Source organism: Amycolatopsis sp. MtRt-6, assembly GCF_017308975.1.
Taxonomy (GTDB): domain Bacteria; phylum Actinomycetota; class Actinomycetes; order Mycobacteriales; family Pseudonocardiaceae; genus Amycolatopsis.
In genome coordinates this window covers 46,319-71,615 of the sequence record NZ_JADWPD010000005.1, presented here as the reverse complement: position 1 = coordinate 71,615, position 25,297 = coordinate 46,319, and the positions used below count along the sequence as shown (strand labels likewise).

Sequence of the window (25,297 nt, the reverse complement as noted above, 5' to 3'; positions counted from 1 at the left end):
TCACGGCCGGGTGGTTGACTACCCTGAGCGGGACTTTCACACCCGCCCGGAGCAGGGAGCCCCGCAGTGATCACCAGGACTTCGTCGTTGTTCCTTCGCACGTTGCGCGAGGATCCGGCGGACGCCGAAGTACCGAGCCACCGGCTCCTGGTACGTGCCGGCTACGTCCGCCGGGTCGCCCCGGGCGGGTACTCCTGGCTGCCGCTCGGCCTGCGCGTGCTGCGCCGCATCGAGGCCGTCGTGCGCGAGGAAATGAACGCCATCGGCGCGCAGGAAATCCAGTTCCCCGCGCTGCTGCCGAAGGAACCCTACGAGGCCACCGGCCGGTGGACCGAGTACGGCGACGCCCTCTTCCGCCTCAAGGACCGCAAGGGCGCCGACTACCTCCTCGGCCCGACGCACGAAGAGCTCTTCGCCCTCACCGTCAAGGGCGAGTACAGCTCGTACCGCGACTACCCGGTCACGCTGTACCAGATCCAGACCAAGTACCGCGACGAGGCCCGCCCCCGCGCCGGCATCCTGCGCGGCCGCGAGTTCGTCATGAAGGACTCCTACTCCTTCGACCTCGACGACGACGGTCTCGCGCGCTCCTACCAGGCCCACCGCGACGCCTACACCAAGCTGTTCGACCGGCTCGGCCTGGAATACGTCGTCGTCAAGGCGACGTCGGGTGCCATGGGCGGCTCGGCGTCCGAGGAGTTCCTCGCCGTCGCCGAGACCGGCGAAGACACCTACGTCCGCAGCACCGAGTCCGGCTACGCGGCGAACGTCGAAGCCGTCGTCACGCCCGCGCCGGCCGCGCAGCCCGTTGAGGGCCGTCCCGAGGCGCAGGTGCACCACACGCCGAACACGCCGACCATCGAGACGCTCGTCGCCTTCCTCAACAACGCCGGCCTGGGCCGCACCTTCACCGCCGCGGACACGCTGAAGAACGTCATGCTCAAGACGCGGCAGCCGGGCTCGGACGAGTGGGAGCTCGTCTGCGTCGCCGTCCCGGGCGACCGCGAAGTGGACATGAAGCGCCTCGAAGCGTCGCTGGAGCCGGCCGAGGTCGCGCTGCTCGACGAGGCCGACTTCGCGAAGAACCCGTTCCTCGTCAAGGGCTACATCGGCCCGAAGGCGCTGCAGGACAACGGCGTCCGCTACCTCGCCGACCCGCGGATCGTCCCCGGCACCGCCTGGGTCACCGGGGCCGACAAGGTCGACCACCACGTCGTCGACCTGCTGGCCGGCCGCGACTTCACCCCGGACGGCACCATCGAGGCCGCCGAGGTCCGCGAGGGCGACGCGTCGCCGGACGGGCACGGCACCCTCGTGGCCGCGCGCGGCATCGAGATCGGGCACATCTTCCAGCTCGGCCGCAAGTACACCGACGCCTTCGAGGTCGACGCGCTCGGCCCCGACTCGAAGCCGATCCGGATCACCATGGGCTCCTACGGCGTCGGCGTCTCGCGGCTGGTCGGCGTGCTCGCCGAGCAGAACCACGACGACCTCGGCCTGATCTGGCCGCGTATTGTGTCGCCGTTCGACGTGCACATCGTCATCGCGGGCAAGGACGAGGCCGTCGCGGCCGGCGCCGAGAAGATCGCCGCCGAGCTCGACGCGGCCGGTGTCGAGGTCATCCTCGACGACCGCAAGGCCACGCCCGGCGTCAAGTTCGCCGACGCGGAGCTGGTCGGCGTCCCGACCATCCTGGTCGTCGGGCGCGGCCTGGCCAACGGCGTCGTCGAGGTCAAGGACCGGCGGTCCGGCGAGCGCGAGGAGATCGCGGTCGACGCCGTCGTCGAGCACCTGGTCAAGCTCGTCCGGTCCTGATGGGACTGTTCTCCCGGCGGCCCGAAGACGTGACGCCGGGGTACGAGGACAACGCGGCGCTTCGCGGGTTCGGCGGTTACGAACCCGCGGACGCGCCGCGCGCGCAGCCGAAGCGGATCCGCCCACGGCCGAAGCCGCTGAAGTGGCGCCGGGCGCCGTGGTTCGGCCTGGTGTTCATCGCCCTGGTCGCCGGCGTGCTGAACGCGCTGGGCGTCGGCAAGCCGCGCCCGGCGTCGTCGACGCCGCCGCCCGCGCCGCTGGTGGTGACGCCGTCGCCGCGCGCGGCGGTGCCGGCGGTGGTCGCGGGCTGGCAGTCCGTGGCGGGGCGCGACGGCTCGTACGCCTACGACGTCCCCGCGAACTGGGTGCCCGCGCCCACCACGCTGCACGGCTGGGAAAAGACCGCCGCCGTCCCGGGCCTCCGGCTGATCACGAGCGCGTTCCTCGGCGAAGACTTCTGCGGCGAGAACACCATCGGCGGCGCGGGAGTGACCACGCAACCGCCGCCCGACCTCGACGCGGCGGCCCGCAAAGCGGTGACCGACCTCGCGGTGAGCGCCTACAGCCCGGACAACGGCCCGCTCGCCGCCGTGACCCCGGACGCCGGCGCGGACGCGCGGATCACGAAGGCGGACGGCACCGCGGTCCCGGCCAGGGTCGTGGTCGCCGAGGTGGTCCCGACGGAAACGGGGGAGTGCGCGCCCCGGCACGCGCTGGTGGCGGCGCTGGCGTTCGGGAACGGCTCGGGCGCGTCGGGTGTGGTGGTGGCGTACGCGGACAGCGACCGCGGCGGGCCTTCGGTGCGGGACGACCTGGTGCGGATCGTGCGCAGCTACCGGTTCGTGCCGGAGGCGCAGCGGAGCACGACGACTCCGCCGCCGACGACGTACCGCTAGCGCGGACGGCTTTCGTACGCTTCGAGGTCGCCGACGATCCAGCCGTGGGTGAATTCGTCTTCCGCGGGGGACGCGCCGACGACCGAGCGGACGAAGAAGTCTTCCTGCGTCACGTCGATGTCGTCGTCGAGCATGGCGATCGAGTCGGGCCAGGCGTCCGGGACGTGCTCGGTGAGAATTTGCATCGGGGCGTTGCGGAGATCCGCGTCGACGCTGGAACCGGCGAGTTTCAGGTCGATTTCCCGGGGGAGGTTTTCGACGATGTCGAGGGCGTTGTCGTCCAGGGCGGGGCAATCGCCGAGGTCGACGTGTTCGAGGGCGTTCAGTGGGGCCAGTTCACTTATGTCGGTGAGTGAGGCGCAGCCGCCCAGCGCGATGCTGCGCAAGCCGGTCATGCGGCTGATGCCGTGGAGGCTTTCGAGCTCGGAGCCGGGGGCATCGAGAATTTCGAGGTGGGGGCACCCGGCGAAGGCGCTGAGGTCGCTCAGTGGCCACTCGGGGATGCTGAGGGAGCGCAGGCGGGGCAGGGACAGCTCCGCGGCCGGTGCGCTCGACGGCGTAAAGCCGGCCAGCTCCAGGTTCTCGATCTTGTCCAGGGCGTTGAGCGCCTCCAGGTTGATGAGCTCGATCTCTCCTGAAGCATTTATTTCCAGGTCGGTCAGGTTGGGGACGCGGTGGAAGAAAGTACAGTCGAGGGGGAGCCGGTCGCCGCCGGAATTGATGACGAAGAGAAACAACGAGGTGAGGCTGGAGTTCCGGGGCGAAGGGGAAGACCCCGGAAGGTTTCCCACAGCGGAGTCGACTACAGCCGCCCAAAGTGTCTGTAAGCCGGGAATGTCGAGGAGCGGGACCAGGTCCTCGGTGGTGAGCCGACCCATCACGGACAGGCCGGTCAGCCTCGTGTTCGCCGTCGAACTCGGGTCCGACCACCACGACGACGATATCAGACTGGCGTGGACCAGGTAGTCGCGGCTGAGCTTTCCAGTGAAGGGAACCCTGGAGAAATCCCGCAATTCCACCGCGGTCGGTGCGTGAAGCTCCGTGAGCACCTGTTCCGCGTACTCCGCGGGCGGGAAGAACGACCAAGCCTCGATCAGGCTCTGGGCGAGTGACCGGCGAAGCGCCACCGGAAGGTCGATCAGGACCTTGAGCGCCTTCGGGGTCCCGATCCGGCCCAGCGCCTCGACACAGCGTTCGAGCGCGTGATCATTGTCGGCCACACCGACCAGGAACCGTTCGACCAGGCCCACGCTGGTGTCCCCGCCGGCCACCAGCTTCAGCATCGCGTCGCTGTTGAGCGGCGGGACCAGCGACTCGAGGTACGACTCCAGCCTGCGCGTCACGCTTTCGTCCACCCGCAGACACGCGTCGACGCAGTTCATCACCAGGCTGTACAGGTATTCCCGGTCTCCGTGCGCGGCGTTTTCGGCCTTCGTCAGCAGATGGTCGAGCAGCTTCGTGGCTTCGCCGGGCCGGGCCATGCCGACTGCCAGCGCGACGACCCCGGCATACGACGGGTCGCCGGACCACTTCAGCAACGCGCCGAAGTCGCCCTGGCCGCTCATCCAGCGCGCCGCGAGGTACTCCAGGAACGTTCGGTGGGCGAAGCCGAGCACGTCCGTTGCCGGCTCGCGCAGGATGGACCGCTCGACGAGGTCCTGGAGGGCCTCGTCCGCGGTGATGGTGTCCTGGCGCAGCAAGCGAAGAGTTCGCGAGACGTGGTTCCGCGCCTTGTCCTTGGGGATCTCCGAATGGTCGTTGCGGACCAGCCACTGCGCGAGATCCTCCAGGAGTGCGAGCCGTTCCTCGGGACCGAGCGGGGATGTCGCGAGGTTCCGTTCGGTGTCGCGTCGCCCGGCCAGCATTTCGAGCGCGTTCTCGTACAGTTCGATACGCCGCCGTGGCAGGCTGCCGATGCCCTTTCTCGCGTAGGTGAGGGCGCACAGGACCGCGCACAGCAGCGGCGTGCGGGCCAGGTCCAGCAGGACCGGACTGTGCAAGATGTGCTCGGCGACCAGCTTCCCTTTGGCGCGATGGCCTTCCTGGTGCTCCTTCGGCAGGCCACTGCTCGTCGAGACATGCCAATGCTGCACCAGAGCCGAGATCTGGTCCGGCCCCATCGGTTCGAGCTGCGCCATGGCGTATTCCTCGAGCTTGAAGCCCGGGTGACGCAGCGCGGCGGGGCGGCCGCTGATGATGAACACGCTGTCGGGGAATTCGTTCCGCAAGCGGTTGAGCCAGTCCTGCACCGCGGGGCGGCGGGCGACCGGGAGCTCGTCCAAGCCGTCGATCAGCACGAGCGCCCGGCCGCCGGCGAGGATGTCGGTGCACCAGCCGACCGGCTTCCGGGCGCCGAGGTTCGACGCCACCTCGTCGGTGAGTGCCTCGACTTCCGGGAGTGGCTGCTCCACGTACCGCCGGAGCCGCACGACGAGCGGGATCCGGCCCTTCCACTTCCCGAGTTTCGGCGGCAGCTGTTCCCGGGCGGTGGCCACGGCGATCCACTGCAGCAGCGTCGTCTTGCCCGAACCCGCCTCGCCGATCACCACGTGGTGGTCGGCCGAGGCGAGGACGTTGACCACGTCGTTGCGGCGGCCACCAGACCACGTGTGGTCGTCGTCCCACCGGCCGCTCGCCGCGGACAGCGCCACGAACGCCGGCGTCAGCGCGTACCGCTCGACCGAGCGGGCGAGGTCGATGCCGAGGATCTCGAGGGTGTCGAGGTGGTTGCTGACCGCGCGCAGGTAGTCCGTCGTGTAGGCGGCGGCCGACAGCTGGGCGTCGATGGCCTCGTCGTGGGCTCGTTGCTGCCGCGGGACGCTGCTGAGGGCCGTTTCCAACGCCTTGGGGAGGTCCGCCTCGCGCTCGATCGCCCCGGGCAACGCCTCGCGGCGCAGGTCGGGGAGGCCCAGGTACGCTCCGACCAGGAACGCCGTGACGTCGGAACGGAAGTAGCCCTCGCCCGGTGAGCCTCGGTTGCCGAGGAGGGGGCGGAGCGTCGAAGCCTCGACCTTCGCGGCGTGGGAGTGGCTGACCGCCTGAAGGCCCGTGACGACTTGCTCGAAGAACCCGGCATCGTCGACGGCGTAGGCGTCAACGGCTCGTTCGAGGTGCTCCAGCAGGACTTCCTCGAGGTCCTCGAGCAGCCGCTCCGCCTTCCGCTTCTCCTTCCGATCGCGGCCCAGCGCGGGGATTTCCGCGCGCGAGCCCCACCGGTTCAGCCGCAGCAGCGCCGACAGCAGGGCGGCGGCGACGTCTTCAAGGGTGTAGGTCGTCTGGTCGACCGCGTCGAGCAGCGCGAACGCGAACTCGGCGGCGTGGCCCGCGGCGATGTCCTGCCACCCTGCCCGGTCGGATTCCGCCTTGCCGGACAACAGGTCGCTGATCCCGCGGATGACGCCGATCGAAACGCCGGACCGGGCCGACGCCGCTTTGACGAACCCCAGGCCCTCCTGCTCCGTCGCCACCACCTGGCTGTAGTGGCGCTTGATGACGTCGGCGGTGGGCGCCTCGGCGTCGGCGACGACCTTGCCGCCCGCGGCGATCGGCTCGACCACGACGGAGAACCCGGTGGCCAGCTCGTGACGCAGGTACCGGGCGGCCTGCACGAGGTCGTAGGACGCCGTGCCGACCTGACCACGCGGGACGAAGGCGTCAGCCACCTCCTTCCCGTACTCGTAGCCGTGCACTTCGGTGGCGAACACGACGTCGCCGAGCTCGACGTCCTTGACCCCGCCCGCCACACCGACGAAGAGCGCGGCCTCCGGGGAGAAGTGCTGGAGCGCGCGTTCCGTCGAATAGCTCGCCTCTTCGTTGCCACGGCCGATCTCCGCGACGGCCACCCGCCACGCACCGGACGTCCCGACGAGGTACCGGCTGCCCTGGGCGTGCGTCTGCCACCGCGCACCCGTCAGCCGGTCGGCGACCGCGGTGAACTCGACCGGCAGGGCGGTGAGGACGACCGCCGTCCGGGTCATTCCTTCGCGTCCGTGCCGGAAGGTGCGCGCAGGCGGTCCCAGTTCTTGCTGTCGCGCTCGATGGCCCGGTTCAGCTCGCCGTAGATGCGCTCGACGTCCTGCTTGAGCGCGTCCGGCGAAAGGTCTTTGCTCATGCTGTACCGCAGGTCCCGGGAAATGTTCTCGAGGTCGCGGACGGTTTGCGTCCGGAGTATCCACAGCTCACGGTGGGAGAAGAAGGCGTCCGCCGCGGCGAGTACGGTGATCAGCGCGCCCAGCGCGAGCGCGATGTTCGCGAACAGATCGGCGTAGCCGTCGAGGTTCCGCAGCCCGAGCAGGACGCTGATGGTGGCGGACAGCAGAACCGTCGAAAGCCGCAGCGCAAACGCCTTGCGCTTGTCGCGCTTGCGGCGCGTCGAGTACCGCCGCAGCTGCTGATCGAGTTCGGAGCGCAGAAAGGCAAGCTCGCCGTTGGGCTCTTCGGACACGACGTCGAATGTAGCACCGGGCGTTTTGCCGCTTCTGCTTCCGCTGGGCACGCGGATTCGGCAGGCTGCCGGGCATGAGCGGTGATGCAGACAGACGGCTCGGCCGGATCCGGGCCGTCGCGTTCGGGGTGCTGGCCGTCGCCGGCGTGCTTCTCCTCTTCGGACCGTTGCTGGCCAAGGCCTGGATCTGGCTCGTCGAACCGCGGGACCCGGACTGGTGGGGTGCGTCCGGCCAGTGGGTCGGGGGCATCGGCACGATCGCGGCCGTCGTGGTGGCGTTGTGGATCGCCATCCGCGACGGCCGTCTCGCGCGCGAAGACCGGCGGGAGCGGGACCTGCGTGAACGGCAGGAGCAGGCCGCGAAGGTCACCGCGTGGATCGAGTACGCCGGTGGCCAGGGCTACATGGTCGTCTCCAACGCGAACGCCGAAGCGGTCAACCACGTCGTCGTGTCTTTCGATCTGGTGCACAACCTGCCGATGACCGGGTCGACGCTGCACCGCGGGCCGGACATCGAGGACGACGAGTACCTCTACGCCATCCTGCCGCCCGGCAAGTGGCGGATGCCGATCCGCGAGGAGTGGCAGCGCCCGGACATGACACCCGGGGTGATGCTCGCCTTCACCGACTCGCGGAACAGCCACTGGCTGCGGCTCACCGACGGGCGGTTGATCCCGAAGGAGCAGAACGTGGTGACCCGGCGGAAGATCCGGTTTCCGCAGCGGATCAGCGTGCCCGAGAGTTACTGATCGGCGAGCGGGCCGGGAGCCCGCTCGCCGCAAGGGGTCAGCGGGTGCGGACCAGCTTGGCCAGCTCGCGCAGGCGGACGTCCGGCAGGTAGGCGCGGCTCAGGGCCAGCCCGATGCGCGGGAGGTCGGCCTCGTCGCGGAAAGCCAGGTACAGCGGGACGTGGCGCGGCTGGAACTTGGCCTTGAACGCGTGCAGGGAACGGAATCCGTAGTACGGCTCCATCACGCGGCCCAGTGACTCCAGCGCCCGGTCGACCGGCCGCGCCGGGAAACCGTTGCCGCTGCGGGCCAGGGGAGCGCCCGACAGTGACACGAACCGGGCACCTTCCTCTCGGAACGCCAGGCAGGCCGAGGCGATGAGGAACTCCATCACCGGGCGGAAGCCGTGGGCGCTGCGGCGCATGATGTCCAGGGTCCAGCCGCCGACCTTGCCGGCACCCGTGTGGACCGGGAGCCACGACGTCACGCCGTGGACCGTGCCCTCCGCGTCGACCGCCAACCCGACCCGGGTGGCCGGGTCCATGGCCTCGTCGACGCCGCCCAGCGTGAAGCCCATCTCCGGCATGGCCTTGTCGGACATCCACTCCTCCGACAGCGCCCGGACCTGCGCCAGGATCGGCTCGGGCTGGTCGGCCAAGCGCACGAGCCGGAACTCGATGTCCTGCTTGGCCGCCTTGTTCAGCGCCGTCCGGACGTCCTGCCACGCCTTGCCGCGGAACTCGAGGCCGTCGAGGTCGAGCACGTTGTCCTCGGCGACCTGGACGTGCTGCCAGCCCAGCTCGCGCGTGGCCGCGACGGTGGCTTCCGTCGCCGAGAACACGCACGGCACCAGGCCGGAGTTCTCGCACATCGCGGCGAACTCGGTGACCGTGGCCGCCGCGGTGCCGTCCGGTGCGATCGGGTCGCCCAGGGCGACCGCGACCCCCGCGTGGCGGCGGTAGGCCAGGTACGACCGGCCGTCTTCGCGGACGAAGTACGTGTTACGCGGCCAAGTCGTCATCCACGACAGCGTGCTGCCGCCGTGACGGCCCAGCAGGGTGCGGGCCAGCGCTGGCCCCGGGCCCTGCGCGTGGCGGCGCAGCCGGCGGCGCGACGGCACCCGGAAAGCGTGCCGCGCGGCGATCAGCACGCCCAGCTCGACCGTCCACAAGAGATTGTCCACGAAGAACAGCGGCAGGCCGGCGACGTCGTACTCGCCGCCGAAGATGTCGGCCACGCCCAGCGCCGTCGCGACGGCCAGACCCTGCAGCGTCACGAACGCCGAGAGCGCGACGGCCCAGCGCCACGCGACGCGGCCGCCCTTGCGCAGCCCGTTGATCATCGGCAGCACCAGCAGGACCAGGATGCCGAGTTCCGGCGCCGTCAGCGAAACGCCGTCGTCGGAACCGAACGGGCCGTCGCCGGGCACCAGGAACATGACGATCTCGGCGATGGTGAGCAGCAGCAGCCCGGCCACGGCCAGCACCCGCCACTCCCGCAGGTTCGGGGCCGTCTGCCCGGCCGCCCGCCGCGTGCCCACCAGGCGCTTGCCGAGCGGAAGGGCCAGCAGCAGCGCGAAGAAGTGCACGAGGTCGGCCAGCGTGCCGACGTAGACGATCGCGACGCCGGCGTACACGCACAGCCCGGCCCGCAGGCGCAGCGCCCACGGCGGCCGCAGCGTCGCGCTGGCGACCGCCACCGCGGCGAGCGCGCCGCCGGAGAACCCGACGTCGAGGCTGCCCGCGACCCGCTCGGCCCACAGCCAGCCGGAGTTGCGGCACAGCGCGAGGAACTGGGTCGCGACGAGCACCGAGACGATCTGGCCGCCGATGGTCACGGCCATCGCGCGCCGCGTTCCCAGCTTCCACTCGGCGAAGCCGGCGAAGAGCGCGAAGCTGCCGACCATCGGGAGGTAATACCACGGGATGACGGCGAAGAACGGCCCGGTGAACATGGTCCACCACCGGCCCGCCTCCAGCGACGGCAGCCCGTAGGCGACGAACGGGTAGACCGCGCGGTCTTCGGCCGCGTTCCACAGCGCCCCGGTCGCGACGGCCAGCACCAGCATGGCGAGCGTGACGCCGCTGGTGAACGGCAGCCGCCGTGCGAGCACGGCAACCGTGCCTCGGATGCGTCCCCCTCCGGCGGGCTTGGCCGCCGCCACTGCTTCAGTCATGAAGAAGAGTCTGTCGAGTTCCCCGCGCGGGCAACATCGGGCAAGGGAACGAGATTTCCCCTAGGGGTGTCGTTCTTTCGGCTGAGGGTTTCCCCCTCCCAAGGACGACTTTCAGCCGAAAACCGCCCGGCGGACCGCGTCCGTGTCGGCCAGGTCCGGCAATACGGTGTGCGCGCCGGCCGCCCGCAGTTCCTCGGCGGAGAAGTGCCCGGTGGCCACGGCGACGGAGACCGCGCCGTTGTCCACCGCCGCCTTGACGTCGTTGGGGGTGTCGCCGATGACGACCACCGCGTCGGCGCCGAACTCGGTGCCGTGCTTGGCCGCCGCCAGGCCGACCGCGTGGGGGACCAGGTCCGGGCGGTGCACCGACAGCGTGCCGTAGCCGCCGATCTCGAGGTCGAGGTGCTCGTCCAGGCCGAACGGGGCGAGCTTGTGCCGCGAGATCTCCGGCAGGTTGCCGGTGACGAGCGTCTGGACGACGTCGCCGCCGCCGGCGAACGCGGCCAGCGCCTCGGCCGCGCCCGGCAGCGCGCGAGCCGTCTCGGCGAAGGTGTGCCGGTGGCGTTCCGACTCCGCCACCAGGGCCTGGAACAGCGCCTGGATCGTCTCCTCGGCGGCCTCGAAGCCGTTCGCGGTGAGCAGGTCGGTCGTCGTCGCGCGTTCCGTGCGGCCCCCGAACACCGGGTGCACGCGCAGGGTCGCGCCGGTCGCGACGGTGAACGCCGTCCCGTACCAGGCGGCGCCCAACTCGGCGAAGTCCACGAGCGTGTGGTCGATGTCCCAGAGCACCAGCCGCTTCTTCTCCATCCATGCCCCCGCCGCCACCCTCAACGGAGGCGCTTCGCGCCCAGCTTTTCCCATGTGTCCGAGGCTACCGGGACAGTTATTCAACGCACGTTGACTTTTCGGCGGCGGGGTCGTACCTTGAGGCGTAATTCAACAAGTGACGAATAACTGGAGGCAGTGATGACCCGTCCCGCAGGGGCGCTCGCCCTGGTCGCCGCCCTGGCCGGCGCGCTGGTGGCGGTGGTGCTCGGATTCCTCACCTTCGGCGCGCAGGCCACCATCGCGCCGGACGGCGTCCCGGTCGCCGTCGCCGCGCCGCCGGAGATCGCGCAGCGCGTCGCCGGCCACGGCGGCGGCCAGCTCGCCTGGACGGTCGCGACCCCGGCCGAAGCGCGGCAGCTGCTGGAAGACAAGAAGGTCTACGGCGTGCTGGAGCTCGCGCCGGGGCCGGTCGCGACCGTGGTGACGTCGGGGGCGGTCAACCCGGCGGGCACCCAGGTCGCGCAGCAGGCGCTCACCGGCGCGGCGACCGCGCTGGCGGGCCCGCCGAAGCAGGAGGTCCTGCACCCGGCCGGGCTCGCGGGCCGGGTCGCGCCACTGGCCGCGAGCGCGCTGGCGTGGATCGGCGCGCTCGTCGCCGGGCTCGCGCTGACCCAGCTCGCGAAGCGGACCGGTCGCACGGTCGGCGCCGGCGCGCGGTTCCTGCAGGTCATCGGCGCCGGCGTGCTGATCACGGCAGTCGTGGCCGGGTTCTTCGCGCTGTGGGACGCGTCGCTGCCGCTGACCGCGGACGTCCTCGGCTTCGTCTTCCTCGCCGCGACGGCGTTCGCGGCGCTGCAGGCCGGGCTGCTGCGGCTGCTGGGCCTGCGCGCGATGGCCGTCCTCGCGCCGCTGTACCTGGTCGCGCCCGCGGTGGCCGGGCAGGTGCCGGAGCTGCTGAACCCGGCCTACCGCGCGCTGCTGTGGTCGTGGACGCCGTTCCGGTTCTCGGCCGAAGGTCTGCGGAGCCTGCTGCAGGGCGTGCCGGGCGCGCCCGACGTGACGACCGCGCTGTGGGTGCTCGGCGCGCTGCTGGCCGCCGGCCTGCTGGTGACGCTGTGGCCGGGCCGGTCAGCCCGCCAGGAGACTGAAGCGCACCTTGCGAACGGGGTTGTCGAGGTTGGTGTCCACTAGGCAGATCGACTGCCAGGTGCCCAGCGCCAGCACGCCGCCGAGCACCGGGATCGTCGCGTAGGGCGGCACCAGCGCCGGGAGCACGTGGTCACGGCCGTGACCCGGGCTCCCGTGCCGGTGCCGCCAGCGGCCGTCCCGGGGGAGCAGCTCGTCGAGCGCGGTCAGCAGGTCTTCGTCGCTGCCGGCGCCGGTTTCCAGGACGGCCAGCCCGGCGGTGGCGTGCGGGACCCAGACGTGCAGCAGCCCGTCGGCCGCGTCGGCGTCGCGCAGGAAGGCCTCGGCTTCGCGGGTGAGGTCGTGGACGACGGCTTCGGAGCCGGTGCGGACCTCGATCTCGGTGGAGTACATGCCGCCCAGCCTAGGGAGCCACCGGCTCCTTCGCGGGTTCGCCGGTGGTGGTGAACGCGAACGCGGTCAGCACCGCGAGGAGCACCGCGCCGGCGAGGTAGGGGACGACGGGAGCGATCTCGTACAGGCCGGTCCCCAGCAGCGGCCCGGCCATGAACGCCAGCGCGCTGCCCGCCCCCATGAGCCCGGCGACGGCGCCCTGCTCCTCGCGGGTGGCGAGCAACGTCGGCGCGGACATGAACCCCGGCGTCGCGAACCCCATCCCGGCGCCGAGCACGCCCACCCCGGCGCCGAGCAGCAGGCCGTCCGAGCCGGCGGCCACCAGGAGCATTCCGCCGGTCATGACGACCGCGCCCACCCGGACCAGCCGCAGCGGCGGCCAGTCCAGCCGCGGGACGGCGGCCACCTGGACGAGGATGATCATCCCGGCGCCGGCCAGCATGACCAGGCTGGTGACGCGGCCGGTGTCCTGGCCGGTCAGGTGCAGCCGGTCCTGCACCAGGAAGCCGATGGTCATGAGGACGATCGCCAGCGCGAGGTACAGGCCGAAGCCGAGAATCAGGAACGGCCGGAAGCGCCGGTCGAGCGGGCTGACCCGCACCGTCTCCGGCCCGGCCTCGCGCTTCGGCGGCTTCGGCAGCGCGAACGTGATCGCGACGGCGATCCCGGCCAGGACGACCGGGGCGGCGTAGACCGGGACGAGCAGGTTCCCGGTGAGGCTCAGCAGCCCGCCGAGCGCGGGGCCGGCGGCGAGCGCGAGGCCCTGGGCCGCGCCGAACACCGCCATACCCCGCACCCGCTCGGCCGGGCCGTCGGTGACATCGGCGATGTAGGACTGGGCGGTCACCGGGGTCGCGGCCCAGGCCAGGCCGAACAGGACGCCGCGGGTGAGCAGCACCGCCGCGAACAGCACCGGCACGGCGAGGGCCTTCGCCAGGCCGAGCTGGGCGACGAAGGCGAACGCGACCAGGCTCGCCATGGCGCCGAACAGCGAGACCAGCAGCACCGGCCGGTGCCCCCAGCGCGCGGTCCGGCGGCCCCAGAACGGGCTGGCCAGCACGACGCCCGCGCCGCCGACGGCCCATACGGCACCCAGCGCGAACTCGCTGAACCCGAACTCGCGGGCCAGCGGCGGCAGGATCGGGTTGAGCAGCTGCTGGCCCGCCATCAGGCCGAACACGGCCAGGCAGACCAGAAAGACCGGTCGTTTCACAACGCACCCCCAGGTGACTTTTCGAACGTGTTCCGAAAGTAGCACCGGGCGGTCGGAGCTGTCGACCGGGCATGATGGGGACGTGCCACGCATCGGGCGGCCGCCCTCGACGTCCCGCGAGCAGATCCTCGAAGCCGCGCGGGCGATCCTCGACCGGGACGGCCGGGAGAAGCTGACGATCCGCAGGCTCGCCGCGGAGCTCGGCGTCGGCGCGACGACGCTGTACCACCACGTGCGCGACAAGGACGACCTGCTGATCCAGCTGCTGGAGCACTACGCCGAGCGGCTGCCGCGGCCCGCGCTGCCGGACGATCCGCGGGAGCGCGTCGTCGCCGCGGCGACCCTGATGCACGACGCGCTCGCCGGTCGGCCCGAGATCGCGGAGGTGCTCACGGCCGACGACTTCCTCGGCGAGTCGGCGCTGTGGATGGTCGACGCGATCGTCGGGGGCGCGCTGGCCTGCGGGTGCCCGCCGGAGCGGGCCGTCGAGCTGTACCGGAACGTCTGGTACTACACGATCGGCGAGATCCTGGTCCGGGCGCGCGCCGGGCGGCGGGCGGCCGAGGGCAGGCCGAGCTACCGCGATCAGGTGTTCGCCGGGCTGGACGCGGCCCGCTTCCCGAACCTCGCCGCGGTCGGCGACCGCTGGCCGGAGCTGAGCGCGCGCGACACCTACCGGGCGGGGCTGCGCGCCTTCGTCGACGGGCTGCTGGCTCAGGAATCCAGGTAACGCAGCACCGCGAGCACCCGGCGGTTGTCCCCATCGGACGGTGACAGGCCGAGCTTGCCGAAGATCGACGTCACGTACTTCTCCACCGAGCCGGGGGAGAGGTACAGCTTCGCCGCGATCGCGGAGTTCGACCGGCCTTCCGCCATCAGGCCGAGCACCTCGCGCTCCCGCGGGGTGAGGTCGCCGAGCGCGTCGGTCCGGCGCGTCGCCGAGAACAGCTGGCTGACGACCTCGGGGTCGAGGACCGTCTCGCCGTCGGCGACCCGGCGCAGCGCGTCGAGGAAGTCCGAGACCTCCGCGACGCGGTCCTTGAGCAGGTACCCGACGCCGCCCGCGCGGTCGGCCAGGAGCTGGGCCGCGTACTTCGTCTCGACGTACTGGGAGAACAGCAGGATCGCGCAGCCCGGCAGCTCGCGGCGCAGCGCGATCGCCGCCCGCAGGCCTTCGTCGGTGTGCGTCGGCGGCATCCGGATGTCCACAATGGACACGTCGGGTGCGTGGCTTTCCACGGCGGCGCGCAGCGCGTCGGCGTCCTTCACCGCGGCGACGACCTCGTGGCCGCGGAAGGTCAGCAGCTCGGCGAGGCCCTGGCGCAGGATGGTGGAGTCCTCCGCGATGACGATCCGCATGCCGCGACCCTAGCGGGGCAGCGGCACCCGCGCCGTCACTTCGGTCGGACCGCCCGCCGGGCTGGTGACGGTCAGCTCGCCGTCCACCGTCCGCAGCCGTTCGGCGACGCCGGCCAGGCCGCCGCCCGGCACGATCCGGGCGCCGCCGGGGCCGCTGTCGAGCACCCGCAGCAGCAGCACGTCCAGGGTTTCGGTGACTTCGACCAGCGTCGTCCCACCGTGCTTGGCGGCGTTCGTGAGCAGTTCGGCGGTGCTGAAGTAGACGATGGTCTCCAGCGACGGCGGCGGGCGGCGCGGCAGGTCGACCACGACCCGCGCGTCGATCCCGGACGTCGCGACCAGCGTGGCGAGGGCGACGTCCAGGCCCGCGTCCAGCGCGGCCGGGTGGATGCCGCGGGCGAGGTCGCGCAGCTCGGTCAGCGCCTGCTTGGCGTTGGTGTGCGCCGCGGTGACCAGCTCTTTCACCTGCGGGAGGTCGACGTCGGCCAGCTCGTCCTTGGCGAGGCCGAGCTTCATCGCCAGCGCGACGAGCTGGGCCTGCGCGCCGTCGTGGAGGTCGCGTTCGATGCGCCGCAGCCGCAGGGCGGCGTCTTCGACCGCCGTCGCGCGGCTCGCCTCCAGGTCGCGCACGCGTTCGGACAGCTCGCGTTCGCCGAGCAGCCCGACGACGAGCAGCCGGTCGAGCGCGACGAAGGCGTGCGTCACCCACGGCAGCGCGAGCAGCACCAGCAGCCCGGACGCCGACCAGGCGAGCGCGCCGGCCCAGCTGTCGGCGCGGATGTCGAAGGCGGGCAGCTGCCGTTCGCCGAGCGGGTACCAGAGGAAGGAATAGGGGGTGGCGGCGAAGCTGTAGACGGTCGCTGCGAAGACGGTGAAGAGCCCGGCGAGGGTCAGCGGCAGGCGCAGGAGCAGGTAGCCGACGGCCCGCCAGCCCGCGGGATCGCCGACGCGGGCTTTCACCCAGCTCCACAGCCCGGGCTTGAGCTCGGGACGGCGCGGGGCGGGGACGCTGACGCCGAGCAGGGCTTTCGCGAGCTTCCGGTGGGCGGCGCCGAGCCCGCGGACGTAGAAGATGGCGCCGGCGAGGACGAGGAAGCCGACCAGGACGGGGGTGAGCCAGAGGCCGAGCGCGAGCAGGACGAGGAAGGTGAGGAGCGAGAAGAGGGTGAGCGGGCCGGCGAGCCACAGCCAGAGGTATTCGGCCCGGAAGTCCCGCGAGGCGAGCGGGCCGAAGACCCGGCGCAGCGGGTGGGGTGGGTCGAAGGTGGTCACGGGTTCAGTGTCGCCCGGTTCCGCGAGCGAGCCCATCCGGTTTTCCCCCGGCTTCAGCCCCCGGGAAGCGCCCGGTTCGGCACCCGGCCGCGGGGGCGCCCCCCGTTTTCCACGCTACCGGCAGGCACCGACAATTTCCGCGCCGGCCGGGGAAGCGACGTACCGGCAGGCACCGACAATTTCCGCGCCGGCCGGGGAAGCGACGCCGCGAATGACTCATTGGGGACCTCCCACGTCCCCAATGAGTCATTCGCGGCACTCGGGTTCAGGGCGTGTCCGGGTCGTCCTCCCGCGCCCGCTGCGCCGCCTCGCGCATCTCGATCACGTCGGTGAGCCAGTCACCCGTCTCGCGGGCGATGTCGCGGATCGCGCCCGTGATGATCGAAGCGATGTTGCCGACGTGCGTTGCCGCTGATTCGGTGATCACCTGCAGGGTGTCCTTCTCTCGTTCGAACTGACCCACCATGTCACCCTCACGCCGCTCGGAGCTGCCGGTCGGGTTCCACGGTAGCCGGGGACTGCGGGGCGGGCAGGGCCAGCTTCACGATCTTCTTCGCCACCGACCAGAGCTGCTTGCGCAGCGGGCCCGTGTGGTACGGCAGCCCGTACTTCTCGCAGATCTCGCGCACCTCGCCGGCGATCTGCGGGTACCGACGCGCCGGGATGTCCGGGAACAGGTGGTGCTCGATCTGGTGTGACAGGTTGCCGCTCAGGATGTGGAACAGCGGGCCGCCCGTGATGTTCGCCGAACCCAGGATCTGGCGCAGGTACCACTGGCCCCGCGATTCCGAAGCGGTTTCCTCTTCGGTGAAACTTTCGACGTCCGCCGGGAAGTGGCCGCAGAAGATGATCGCGAACGCCCACAGGTTGCGGGTCAGGTTCGCCGTCGCGTTGCCGAGGAACGTCAGCGGGGCCAGCGGACCGGTCAGGAGCGGGAACAGGACGTAGTCCTTGCCGATCTGCCGCGACGCCTTCCGCACGATGCGCCGCAGCACCGGCACGTTGTCTGTCCACGAACGCGAGCCCTTGACGACGTTTTCGACCTCGAGGTCGTGCAGCATCACGCCCCACTGGAAGAAGATCGCCAGCAGCGTCGCGTACACCGGGTTGCCCAGGTAGTACGGGTGCCACTTCTGGGCGGTGTCCATCCGCAGGATCCCGTAGCCGACGTCGCGGTCCTTGTCGACGATGTTCGTGTACGTGTGGTGGATGTAGTTGTGCGAGTGCCGCCAGTTCTCCGCCGGCGCCACCGTGTCCCACTCGAACCGCTGCGAGCTCAGCGCCGGGTCGCGCGTCCAGTCGTACTGGCCGTGCATGACGTTGTGGCCGATCTCCATGTTGTCCAGGATCTTGGCCAGCGACAGCGCGCCGACGCCGGCGAGCCACGCCGGCGGGAAGAACCCGGCGAACAGCAACGCCCGCCCGGCGACCTCCAGGCCGCGCTGGGTCCTGATGATCCGGTGGATGTAGTCGACGTCTTCCTGGCCCAGGTCGTCGACGATGCGCTGCCGCAGCGCGTCGAGCTCGCGGCCGAACTCCTCGACCTGTTCCGGGGTCAGGCGGTCCTGCAGACCGGTCATGGCAGTCTCCTCTAAGCGTCGATCTCGACGTCCCCGACCGGGACGGAGATGCAGAGCTGGATTTCTTCGTCTTCCTCGCCGGAAACCTCGCCGGTGCGCGCGTTGCGGACGCGCCCGGCGGTCTTCAGCTGGGTGCAGGAGAAGCAGATGCCCATCCGGCAGCCGTGCTCCGGCGACAGCCCGGCTTCCTCGGCCTGCTCCAGCAACGGCTTCCCCGAGTTGGCGCACTCCCGGCCGCTGCGGCGGAACCGCACCCGGCCTTCCGCGTCCGCCGTGTCGAAGGTCAGCGCCGGCGGCGTGAACTCTTCGGTGTGCACGCGTTCACCCAACTCCGCGCGGACGGCGTCCATGAGCGGTTTCGGGCCGCAGACGAACGTCTCCGCGTCGCGGAACCGCGGCTCGACGTGCTCGACCGAGAAGAACCCGTTCAGGTCGCCGCCCGTCGAGTGGGTGTAGGCGTGTGCCACTCGCAGCCCGGGGTGCCGGGCGGCGAGCTCGGCCAGTTCGGTGCGGTAGAGCGCGTCGGCCGGGCCGTTGGAGTAGTGCAGGAACGCGATCTCGCCCGGGTGGCCCTCCGCGACCAGGGTGCGCGCCATCGCGAGCACCGGCGTGATGCCGCTGCCGCCGCTGATCAGCAGCACCCGGTCCGGCCGCTCGGCGGGCAGCGTGAACCCGCCGTCCGGAGTGGACAGATTGACGACCGAGCCGACGCCGATCGAACGGTTCAGGTGCCCGGAGACCAGGCCCTGCTCCTTGACGGTGAACTCCAGTTCGTCGTCGTACTGCGAACCGCACGGCGAATAGCAGCGCGTGCGCCGGACGCCGTCGATCTCCACCTGCATCCGGACGTACTGGCCGGCGGTGAAGCCGGGCCACGCGCGGCTGGGCCGCACGGTGAGGGTGACGCTGTCCGGCGTCTGCTTGCGCACCGCCGTGACCAGCCCGCGGATCTCGCGGCGGACCAGCATCGGGTCGACGAGCTCCAGGTACCGGTCCATCCCGTGCGGCGTCAGCAGCGCCTCGGCCAGCGAGGCGAGGCCGCGCACCCGCCGGGGGATGAGCGCCGTCATCGGGTTCCTCCTCGATTACAGTGAACGACTGTACACTCAACAGTGCACTGCAGGAGTGGACGCCCTGTCAACGCGAGACGCGAAGGATGTGACGTGAGCAACGCGGTGGACAGCCGTACGCTGGACCCTGTGTCCGAACCCCTGACGCCGGTGAGCCGCCAAGAACGCAAAATGCGCACCCGCCAGGCGCTGCTGGACACCGCCCTCGAGCTGCTGGCCGACCGCCCGTTCGCCACGCTGTCGCTGCGCGAGGTCGCGAAAGGCGCCGGCATCGTCCCGACGGCCTTCTACCGGCACTTCGCCTCGATGGACGACCTCGGTGTCGCGCTCGTCGAAGAGGCGACGCGCACGCTGCGCGGGATGATCCGCTCCGCCCGCACCGATCCGGCCACCTACCAGGGGATGATCAGCGCGTCGGTGACGACGCTGCACCGGTTCGTCCGGGCGAACGAGGACCATTTCCGGTTCCTGACCCGCGAGCGGTACGCCGGCGGCTCGCTCGCCCAGGCGATCGCCGCCGAACTGCGGCTGTTCTCCGGCGACCTCGCGATCGACCTCGCCCGCTTTCCGACGCTGCGCGAGTGGAGCACCGAAGACCTGCACATGCTGGCCGACTTGATCGTTTCCGCAATGCTGACGACCATTGTCGAACTGCTCGAAGCCCGCCCAGGTGACGACGCGAAAATCACCGGAACGGCGGAAAAACGGCTGCGCCTCGTCCTGCTGGGCGTCCCGCACTGGAAAACCAGCTGAACGTTTCCCGGGCGGCACTCGTATTTCCCGGCACAACCCGGAGACTTGCGACTCACGTCACTGGGGACTGTCGGTCCGACGTGGTACAACCCTCGGATCGTGCCTCGCCGATGAGGAGGTCGTGTGACGGACAGCGAACAGAGTCAGCAGCTCACCGTGGGTGTGGTGGCCGAATCACGCCCCGGGGAGCGGCGGGTGGCCGTGGTGCCCAAGCTCGTCGGGCGGCTCGCGCAGCGCGGGCTGCGCGTCGTCGTCGAGCCGGGTGCCGGGTCCGGGGCGCACCTGAGTGACGACGCGTACACCCAAGCCGGTGCCGAACTCGGCGACGCCTGGGGCGCGCCGATCGTCGTGAAGGTCAACCCGCCATCGCCCGCGGAAGTCGCGAAACTGAGCCGGGGCGCCGTGCTCGTCGGTTTCCTCGATCCGCGCGGCAACCCGGACGGGCTCGCGAAGCTCGAAGAAGCGGGGGTGCGCGCCTTCGCGATGGAGGCGGTCCCGCGGATTTCCCGGGCGCAGGCGATGGACGCGCTGTCGTCACAGGCCAGCATCGGCGGTTACCGCGCGGTCCTGCTCGCCGCGCAGAAACTCCCGCGGTTCTTCCCGATGCTCACCACCGCGGCGGGCACCGTCCCACCGGCCAAGGTGCTCGTGCTCGGCGCCGGCGTCGCCGGTCTGCAGGCACTGGCCACGGCGAAACGGCTCGGCGCCCAGACCACGGGTTACGACGTGCGGCCCGAGGTCGCCGAGCAGGTCAAGTCGCTCGGCGCGCAGTTCCTCGACCTCGGCATCGAAGCGGTCGGCGAAGGCGGGTACGCCCGCGAGCTGACGCCGGAGGAGCGCGAGGAACAGCAGCGGCGGCTCACCGAAGCCATCACGAAGTTCGACGTCGTGATCACCACCGCGCTGGTCCCGGGCCGCAAGGCGCCGACGCTGGTCACCGCGGACGCCGTCAAGGGCATGCCCGCCGGGTCGGTCGTGATCGACCTCGCCGGCGAGACCGGCGGCAACTGCGAGCTGACCAAGCCGGGTGAGGACGTCGTGGAGCACGACGTCACCATTTCGTCCCCGCTCAACCTGCCCGCCGAAATGCCTTCGCACGCCAGCGAGCTCTACGCGCGCAACGTCGTCGAGCTGCTGGAGCTGCTCGTGACGAAGGAAGGCGCGCTGGAGCTGAACTTCGAAGACGAGATCGTCGCCGGTGCCTGCGTGGCCGGGCGCGAAGGGAGCGCGTCGTGAGCCCATTGGTGCAGAACCTCGCGGTGCTCGTGCTCGCCGGGTTCGTCGGCTTCGCTGTCATCTCGAAGGTGCCCAACACCCTGCACACCCCGCTGATGTCGGGCACCAACGCCATCCACGGCATCGTGCTGCTGGGCGGGCTGGTCGTGCTCGGCCTCGGTGTCGACGGCGTGTTCAACAAGATCCTGCTGGTGATCGCGATCGCCTTCGGCACCATCAACGTCGTCGGCGGGTTCCTCGTCACCGACCGGATGCTGTCGATGTTCAAGGCCAAGAAGCCCGCCCCGGCCGATGAGGAGGAGACGAAGTGACCGACTTCATCGCGATCCTCTACATCATCGCGTTCGCCCTCTTCATCTACGGCTTGATGGGCCTCACCGGCCCGCGCACCGCCGTCCGCGGCAACTGGATCGCCGCGGCCGGCATGGGCATCGCCGTGATCGCCACGCTGCTCACCCCCGGGATGGGCAACTGGGTGCTGATCGCCCTCGGCGTCGGGATCGGCGTGGTCGTCGGCGTCCCGTCGGCGCGCCAGGTCAAGATGACCGCGATGCCGCAGATGGTGGCCTTGTTCAACGGCGTCGGCGGCGGCGCGGTCGCGCTCATCGCGTGGGTCGAGTTCAACTCCACCGGCGGCTACGCGCACGAACCGGCGTACATCGCGATCGCGTCGCTGTTCGCCGCGATCATCGGGTCGATCTCCTTCTGGGGCTCGAACGTCGCCTTCGGCAAGCTGCAGGAGCTGATCAGCGGCCGCCCGATCACGCTGGGCAAGCTCCAGCAGCCGGTCAACGCGCTGCTCCTGCTGATCGCGGTGGCCTGCGCGGTGGTGATCATCGCCGGCGGTGACTCGTGGCTGCTGATCGTCGGGCTGCTCGTCGCGTCCGGCGTCCTCGGCCTCACCGTGGTGCTGCCGATCGGCGGCGCGGACATGCCGGTCGTGATCTCGCTGCTCAACGCCTTCACCGGGCTTTCGGCCGCGGCGATGGGCCTGGCGCTGGACAACACCGCGCTCATCGTGGCCGGCATGATCGTCGGCGCGTCCGGCTCGATCCTGACCAACCTCATGGCCAAGGCGATGAACCGGTCCATCCCGGCGATCGTCGCGGGCGGCTTCGGCGGCGGGCCGGCGGTCGCGGCCGGCGGTGGTGAGAAGGAAGCCCGGCCGGTGCGGTCGACGAGCGCGGCCGACACCGCGATCCAGATGGCCTACGCGAGCAAGGTCGTCGTCGTGCCGGGGTACGGCATGGCCGTGGCGCAGGCGCAGCACACCGTCCGCGAGATGGCAAAGCTGCTGGAAAAGAAGGGCATCACGGTCGCCTACGCGATCCACCCGGTGGCCGGCCGGATGCCGGGGCACATGAACGTGCTGCTCGCCGAGGCCGACGTGCCGTACGAGCAGCTCAAGGAGATGGACGAGATCAACTCCGAGTTCGCCCAGACCGACGTCGCGCTGGTGATCGGCGCGAACGACGTCACGAACCCGGCGGCGCAGACCGACCCGAGCTCGCCGATCTACGGGATGCCGATCCTCAAGGTCAACGAGAGCCGGTCCGTGATCGTCTTGAAACGCGGGATGAGCTCCGGGTTCGCCGGCATCGACAACGACCTGTTCTACGATCCGAAGACCAGCATGCTCTTCGGGGACGCCAAGTCGTCGGTGGGCGAGATCGTGGAGGAACTCAAGGCGCTATGACGACCGGGTCGGATGTTCGTGCGGCGTTCACGGATCCGGCCGAGAATCTCGCTTTCGACGAAGCGCTCCTCCGGGTTGCGCCCGAGTCACCGGTGCTGTGGCTCTGGCGCAACCCGGTCTGCGTCGTGGTCGGGCGCGGGCAGCGGATCGCCCGCGAAGTGCGCGTTCTGGAATGTGAGCGCGACGGCGTCCCGGTGCTGCGGCGGGCCAGCGGCGGCGGCACGGTGTTCCACGACCCCGGCAACCTGAACGTCACCCTGGTCCTGCCCGGCCCGGCCGACCGGCCGCTGGAAGCACTCGGCCAGGTGATGAGCGCCGCCGTGGACCAGCTCGGGCTGGTGCCGCGGATCGGCGACCGCGGGCTGTTCGTCGGCGACGCGAAGCTGTGCGGGTTCGCCGTGTTCCGCACCAAGTCCGTTCTGCTGGCCCACTCGACGCTGCTGGTCGAGACGTCGGCGGGGCTCGTCGGCCGCTACCTGACCAGCGCGCCGCCGGACCCGCGGCCGCTCGACTCGCACCGCAGCCCGGTGGCGTCGCTGGCCGAGCACGGCCTGCGACCCGGGTTCCCGGCCGTCGAGGCGGCGGTCCGGGCGGCGGCGTCACAGCTGCTCGGGACGCTCGTGCCCCGCCCGCCGTCGGCGGCCGAGCTGGCGCGGCAGCGGGCGTTGCTGCACACCCGCTACCGCTACCCGTCCTGGCACGCCGACGGCGCCCAGCGCGCGGCCTGAACCGTCTACTGTGGACTTACTCGGCCGCCGAGAACGTGACGGTCGGGATCTTGCGCGCGACCGCCCGGGTGGTGGCCTTCGGCTCCGCGGCCTGCTTGGCGCGAACGGGCTTCGCGGGCTCGGCCTTCGCGCGGGTCGGCTTCGCCGGCGCGGGCTTGACCGTGGTGGTCGCCTTCGCCTTCGCCTGGGTGGCTTTGGCCGGGGTGGCTTTGGCGGGTGCGGCCTTGGCCGGGGTGGCCTTGGCGGGCGCGGCCTTGGGCTTCGCGGCGGGCGGGGTCTTCTTCGCGCCGGGCACGATCCGCGGCCGGTTCTTGCGGCCGCCGGTGCGGCGGCCGGCGCCGGCGTACCGCTGGAGGAACTCGCGCAACGCCTCGGCGTTGGCGAAGGAGAGGTCGATGTCGTAGTCGATGCCGTCCAGGCCGAAGCCGACGGTCTCCGCCGCGGGCTCGCCGGTCAGATCATCCAGCACCTGCACAGCCGTGTTCCTGGCCACGACAAACCTCCCGTGCTCGAACGTGTGATGTGTTCGCGCGCACCGGGCCCGACGGCACCCGGTGCCGCCGACAGCTTGCGACTTCCTGACGGAGAATAGCCGCTGGCTTGCGTGATCCCGCGTAGTGGTGTGACCTGAAGCCATGTCTGGACAGACTTTTGACGTAGTGGTGATCGGCGCGGGTCCGGTGGGGGAGGTGGCCGCCGAACGGGCGGCCCGCGGAGGCCTGAAGGTCGCCCTCGTCGAGCACGAACGCTTCGGCGGCGAGTGCTCCTACTGGGCCTGCGTCCCGAGCAAGGCGTTGCTGCGGCCGGGAAACCTCCTCGCCGCCGCCAAGCGGGTGCCCGGCGTGCCGGTCGGCGACCGGATCGACCCGGCGGCGGTGTTCGCGCGCCGTGACTGGTTCACCGGCAAGGGCGACGACTCGGGGCAGGTCGACTGGGCTCGCGGCGCCGGCATCGAACCGGTTCGCGGGCACGGGGAGATCACCGGCGAGCGGGAAGTGACGGTCGGCGGTGACCGCGTGCTGACCGCGCGGCACGCGGTGATCGTCTGCACCGGCAGCGTCCCGAGCACGCCGTCGATTCCCGGGCTCGACACGATCCGGCCGTGGGGTTCGCGGGAAGCGACGTCGGCGTCGTCGGTGCCCGGGCGCCTCGGCGTCCTCGGCGGTGGCGTGGTCGGCGTCGAGATGGCGCAGGCGTTCGCCACGCTCGGGTCGGAGGTCCACCTGGTGATCACCGGCCCGCGGCCGCTGCCGCGCAACGCGTCGTTCGCCGGCGACCTCGTGCTGGCGGGGCTGCGCGAAGCCGGCGTCGTGGTGCACACGGAGTCGGGCGTGTCCGCGGTCGCCGCCGGTGACTCCGGGACGACGTTGACGCTGAAGGACGGCTCGACGATCGTCGTCGACGAGTTCCTGGTGGCGACCGGCCGCCGCCCCGCGACCGCCGGGCTCGAGCGCTTCGGCATCCAGCCCGGGCAGCCGCTGGAGACCGACGACACCGGCCGCGTGTCCGCAGTGGACGGTGGCTGGCTGTTCGCGGCCGGTGACGTCACCGGCCGGGCGCCGCTGACCCACCAGGGCAAGTACGGCGCCCGCGCGGCGGGCGACACGGTGGCGGCGCTGGCGGCGGGGACGTTCTCGTCGGCGGAGCCGTGGAGCCGCTTCGCCGCGACGGCCGACCACCACGCGGTGCCCCAGGTGGTGTTCACCGACCCGGAGGTCGCGGCGGTCGGCCTGGCGGACGCGCGGCCGGGCTCGGCGGACCGCGTCGTCGACATCGACATCGCGGTGGCGGGCTCGTCCCTGCACGCGGACGGCTACACGGGCAAGGCCCGGATGGTCGTCGACACGGAGCGGAACGTGCTCCTGGGCGTGACGTTCGTCGGCCAGGACGTCTCGGAGCTGCTGCATTCGGCGACGATCGCGATCGTCGGCGAGGTGCCGCTGGACCGGCTGTGGCACGCGGTGCCGTCGTTCCCGACGATCAGCGAGGTGTGGCTGCGGCTGCTGGAGGCGTACGGGCTCTGA

Annotated in this window: 23 protein-coding genes; 11 read left to right on the top strand and 12 right to left on the bottom strand. The window is 71.2% G+C overall.

Going from position 1 to position 25,297, the window contains the following annotated elements; all coding sequences use genetic code 11:
* The first annotated feature begins 66 nt into the window (after positions 1-66).
* The gene (locus tag I4Q55_RS10935; RefSeq protein WP_206786631.1) at positions 67-1,815 is read left to right on the top strand and encodes a proline--tRNA ligase; all 1,749 of its coding nucleotides are present in this window, start codon (positions 67-69) and stop codon (positions 1,813-1,815) included.
* Positions 1,815-2,711 carry a hypothetical protein gene (locus I4Q55_RS10930; protein WP_206786614.1) on the top strand — a complete coding sequence of 299 codons (897 nt, stop codon included), beginning with the start codon at positions 1,815-1,817 and terminating at the stop codon, positions 2,709-2,711. Before I4Q55_RS10935 ends, I4Q55_RS10930 begins: the two co-directional genes overlap by 1 nt.
* Here I4Q55_RS10930 and I4Q55_RS10925 read toward each other — a convergent pair.
* Together I4Q55_RS10925 and I4Q55_RS10920 are read right to left on the bottom strand one after the other, a co-directional pair.
* The gene (locus tag I4Q55_RS10925; protein ID WP_206786612.1) at positions 2,708-6,688 is read right to left on the bottom strand and encodes an NACHT domain-containing protein; all 3,981 of its coding nucleotides are present in this window, start codon (positions 6,686-6,688) and stop codon (positions 2,708-2,710) included. The two genes, I4Q55_RS10930 and I4Q55_RS10925, sit on opposite strands and share 4 nt — an antisense overlap.
* A complete protein-coding gene (locus I4Q55_RS10920; RefSeq protein ID WP_206786601.1) occupies positions 6,685-7,155 on the bottom strand; it encodes a DUF4231 domain-containing protein in 471 nt (156 codons plus the stop codon). The genes I4Q55_RS10925 and I4Q55_RS10920 overlap by 4 nt, the downstream gene beginning before the upstream one ends.
* Positions 7,156-7,229: 74 nt before the next feature.
* Here I4Q55_RS10920 and I4Q55_RS10915 point away from each other — a divergent pair, with 74 nt between their 5' ends.
* Positions 7,230-7,904 (top strand): hypothetical protein, encoded by a 675-nt coding sequence (locus tag I4Q55_RS10915; RefSeq protein ID WP_206786599.1) that lies wholly within the window; start codon positions 7,230-7,232, stop codon positions 7,902-7,904.
* Positions 7,905-7,941: 37 nt separating this feature from the next.
* Here the strand turns inward: I4Q55_RS10915 and I4Q55_RS10910 are convergent, their stop codons facing one another.
* Positions 7,942-10,059 (bottom strand): bifunctional lysylphosphatidylglycerol flippase/synthetase MprF, encoded by a 2,118-nt coding sequence (locus I4Q55_RS10910; RefSeq protein WP_242545740.1) that lies wholly within the window; start codon positions 10,057-10,059, stop codon positions 7,942-7,944.
* 111 nt (positions 10,060-10,170) lie between these two features.
* A complete protein-coding gene (locus I4Q55_RS10905; RefSeq protein ID WP_206786598.1) occupies positions 10,171-10,866 on the bottom strand; it encodes a haloacid dehalogenase-like hydrolase in 696 nt (231 codons plus the stop codon).
* A 159-nt stretch (positions 10,867-11,025) separates the two neighbouring features.
* On the opposite strand from I4Q55_RS10905, the gene I4Q55_RS10900 reads away from it, so the two are divergent.
* On the top strand, positions 11,026-12,018 hold the full coding sequence (locus I4Q55_RS10900) for an ABC transporter permease (protein WP_206786596.1): 993 nt from the start codon (positions 11,026-11,028) through the stop codon (positions 12,016-12,018).
* Here the strand turns inward: I4Q55_RS10900 and I4Q55_RS10895 are convergent.
* Together I4Q55_RS10895 and I4Q55_RS10890 are read right to left on the bottom strand one after the other, a co-directional pair.
* The gene (locus I4Q55_RS10895; protein WP_206786594.1) at positions 11,956-12,366 is read right to left on the bottom strand and encodes a secondary thiamine-phosphate synthase enzyme YjbQ; all 411 of its coding nucleotides are present in this window, start codon (positions 12,364-12,366) and stop codon (positions 11,956-11,958) included. The genes I4Q55_RS10900 and I4Q55_RS10895 overlap by 63 nt on opposite strands.
* Before the next feature lie 10 nt (positions 12,367-12,376).
* Positions 12,377-13,579: an MFS transporter gene (locus I4Q55_RS10890; RefSeq protein WP_206786592.1), complete on the bottom strand. Its 1,203-nt coding sequence runs from the start codon at positions 13,577-13,579 to the stop codon at positions 12,377-12,379.
* An 82-nt stretch (positions 13,580-13,661) separates the two neighbouring features.
* On the opposite strand from I4Q55_RS10890, the gene I4Q55_RS10885 reads away from it, so the two are divergent.
* Positions 13,662-14,309: a TetR/AcrR family transcriptional regulator gene (locus I4Q55_RS10885; protein WP_206786591.1), complete on the top strand. Its 648-nt coding sequence runs from the start codon at positions 13,662-13,664 to the stop codon at positions 14,307-14,309.
* Here the strand turns inward: I4Q55_RS10885 and I4Q55_RS10880 are convergent.
* The 5 genes from I4Q55_RS10880 to I4Q55_RS10860 form a co-directional block, all read right to left on the bottom strand.
* Positions 14,294-14,938, bottom strand: a complete 645-nt coding sequence (locus tag I4Q55_RS10880) for a response regulator transcription factor (protein ID WP_206786589.1) — start codon at positions 14,936-14,938, stop codon at positions 14,294-14,296. The genes I4Q55_RS10885 and I4Q55_RS10880 overlap by 16 nt on opposite strands.
* Before the next feature lie 9 nt (positions 14,939-14,947).
* Entirely contained in the window at positions 14,948-16,246 is a 1,299-nt protein-coding gene (locus tag I4Q55_RS10875) for a sensor histidine kinase (protein ID WP_206786587.1), read from the bottom strand.
* A gap of 229 nt (positions 16,247-16,475) precedes the next feature.
* Positions 16,476-16,676 carry a hypothetical protein gene (locus I4Q55_RS10870; protein WP_091307018.1) on the bottom strand — a complete coding sequence of 67 codons (201 nt, stop codon included), beginning with the start codon at positions 16,674-16,676 and terminating at the stop codon, positions 16,476-16,478.
* Positions 16,677-16,683: 7 nt separating this feature from the next.
* Positions 16,684-17,790: an acyl-CoA desaturase gene (locus I4Q55_RS10865; protein WP_206786585.1), complete on the bottom strand. Its 1,107-nt coding sequence runs from the start codon at positions 17,788-17,790 to the stop codon at positions 16,684-16,686.
* A gap of 11 nt (positions 17,791-17,801) precedes the next feature.
* Positions 17,802-18,860: a ferredoxin reductase gene (locus I4Q55_RS10860; RefSeq protein ID WP_206786583.1), complete on the bottom strand. Its 1,059-nt coding sequence runs from the start codon at positions 18,858-18,860 to the stop codon at positions 17,802-17,804.
* Between the two features lie 93 nt (positions 18,861-18,953).
* On the opposite strand from I4Q55_RS10860, the gene I4Q55_RS10855 reads away from it, so the two are divergent.
* From I4Q55_RS10855 to I4Q55_RS10835, 5 genes are all read left to right on the top strand, one after another.
* Positions 18,954-19,613, top strand: a complete 660-nt coding sequence (locus tag I4Q55_RS10855) for a TetR family transcriptional regulator (protein WP_206786581.1) — start codon at positions 18,954-18,956, stop codon at positions 19,611-19,613.
* Positions 19,614-19,736: 123 nt separating this feature from the next.
* Positions 19,737-20,849, top strand: coding sequence for a Re/Si-specific NAD(P)(+) transhydrogenase subunit alpha (locus tag I4Q55_RS10850; RefSeq protein WP_206786572.1), 1,113 nt, complete (start codon positions 19,737-19,739; stop codon positions 20,847-20,849).
* A gap of 5 nt (positions 20,850-20,854) precedes the next feature.
* Complete coding sequence (locus I4Q55_RS10845; protein WP_033261827.1) at positions 20,855-21,160, top strand: NAD(P) transhydrogenase subunit alpha; 306 nt, start codon at positions 20,855-20,857, stop codon at positions 21,158-21,160.
* Positions 21,157-22,545 carry an NAD(P)(+) transhydrogenase (Re/Si-specific) subunit beta gene (locus I4Q55_RS10840; protein ID WP_206786561.1) on the top strand — a complete coding sequence of 463 codons (1,389 nt, stop codon included), beginning with the start codon at positions 21,157-21,159 and terminating at the stop codon, positions 22,543-22,545. The genes I4Q55_RS10845 and I4Q55_RS10840 overlap by 4 nt, the downstream gene beginning before the upstream one ends.
* Positions 22,542-23,273 (top strand): lipoate--protein ligase family protein, encoded by a 732-nt coding sequence (locus tag I4Q55_RS10835; protein WP_206786559.1) that lies wholly within the window; start codon positions 22,542-22,544, stop codon positions 23,271-23,273. The genes I4Q55_RS10840 and I4Q55_RS10835 overlap by 4 nt, the downstream gene beginning before the upstream one ends.
* 16 nt (positions 23,274-23,289) lie before the next feature.
* On the opposite strand, the gene I4Q55_RS10830 is transcribed toward I4Q55_RS10835, so the two are convergent.
* A complete protein-coding gene (locus tag I4Q55_RS10830; protein WP_307793179.1) occupies positions 23,290-23,766 on the bottom strand; it encodes a histone-like nucleoid-structuring protein Lsr2 in 477 nt (158 codons plus the stop codon).
* 142 nt (positions 23,767-23,908) lie between these two features.
* On the opposite strand from I4Q55_RS10830, the gene I4Q55_RS10825 reads away from it, so the two are divergent.
* Positions 23,909-25,297 carry an NAD(P)/FAD-dependent oxidoreductase gene (locus I4Q55_RS10825; protein ID WP_206786557.1) on the top strand — a complete coding sequence of 463 codons (1,389 nt, stop codon included), beginning with the start codon at positions 23,909-23,911 and terminating at the stop codon, positions 25,295-25,297.

Bases quoted from the DNA above. Each gene is read 5' to 3' on its own strand.
- I4Q55_RS10930 (WP_206786614.1), top strand. From the start codon at position 1,815: ATGGGACTGTTCTCCCGGCGGCCCGAAGACGTGACGCCGGGGTACGAG.
- I4Q55_RS10925 (WP_206786612.1), bottom strand. From the start codon at position 6,688: ATGACCCGGACGGCGGTCGTCCTCACCGCCCTGCCGGTCGAGTTCACC.
- I4Q55_RS10915 (WP_206786599.1), top strand. From the start codon at position 7,230: ATGAGCGGTGATGCAGACAGACGGCTCGGCCGGATCCGGGCCGTCGCG.
- I4Q55_RS10910 (WP_242545740.1), bottom strand. From the start codon at position 10,059: ATGACTGAAGCAGTGGCGGCGGCCAAGCCCGCCGGAGGGGGACGCATC.
- I4Q55_RS10905 (WP_206786598.1), bottom strand. From the start codon at position 10,866: ATGGAGAAGAAGCGGCTGGTGCTCTGGGACATCGACCACACGCTCGTG.
- I4Q55_RS10900 (WP_206786596.1), top strand. From the start codon at position 11,026: ATGACCCGTCCCGCAGGGGCGCTCGCCCTGGTCGCCGCCCTGGCCGGC.
- I4Q55_RS10895 (WP_206786594.1), bottom strand. From the start codon at position 12,366: ATGTACTCCACCGAGATCGAGGTCCGCACCGGCTCCGAAGCCGTCGTC.
- I4Q55_RS10880 (WP_206786589.1), bottom strand. From the start codon at position 14,938: ATGCGGATCGTCATCGCGGAGGACTCCACCATCCTGCGCCAGGGCCTC.
- I4Q55_RS10875 (WP_206786587.1), bottom strand. From the start codon at position 16,246: ATGGGCTCGCTCGCGGAACCGGGCGACACTGAACCCGTGACCACCTTC.
- I4Q55_RS10870 (WP_091307018.1), bottom strand. From the start codon at position 16,676: ATGGTGGGTCAGTTCGAACGAGAGAAGGACACCCTGCAGGTGATCACC.
- I4Q55_RS10865 (WP_206786585.1), bottom strand. From the start codon at position 17,790: ATGACCGGTCTGCAGGACCGCCTGACCCCGGAACAGGTCGAGGAGTTC.
- I4Q55_RS10860 (WP_206786583.1), bottom strand. From the start codon at position 18,860: ATGACGGCGCTCATCCCCCGGCGGGTGCGCGGCCTCGCCTCGCTGGCC.
- I4Q55_RS10835 (WP_206786559.1), top strand. From the start codon at position 22,542: ATGACGACCGGGTCGGATGTTCGTGCGGCGTTCACGGATCCGGCCGAG.
- I4Q55_RS10825 (WP_206786557.1), top strand. From the start codon at position 23,909: ATGTCTGGACAGACTTTTGACGTAGTGGTGATCGGCGCGGGTCCGGTG.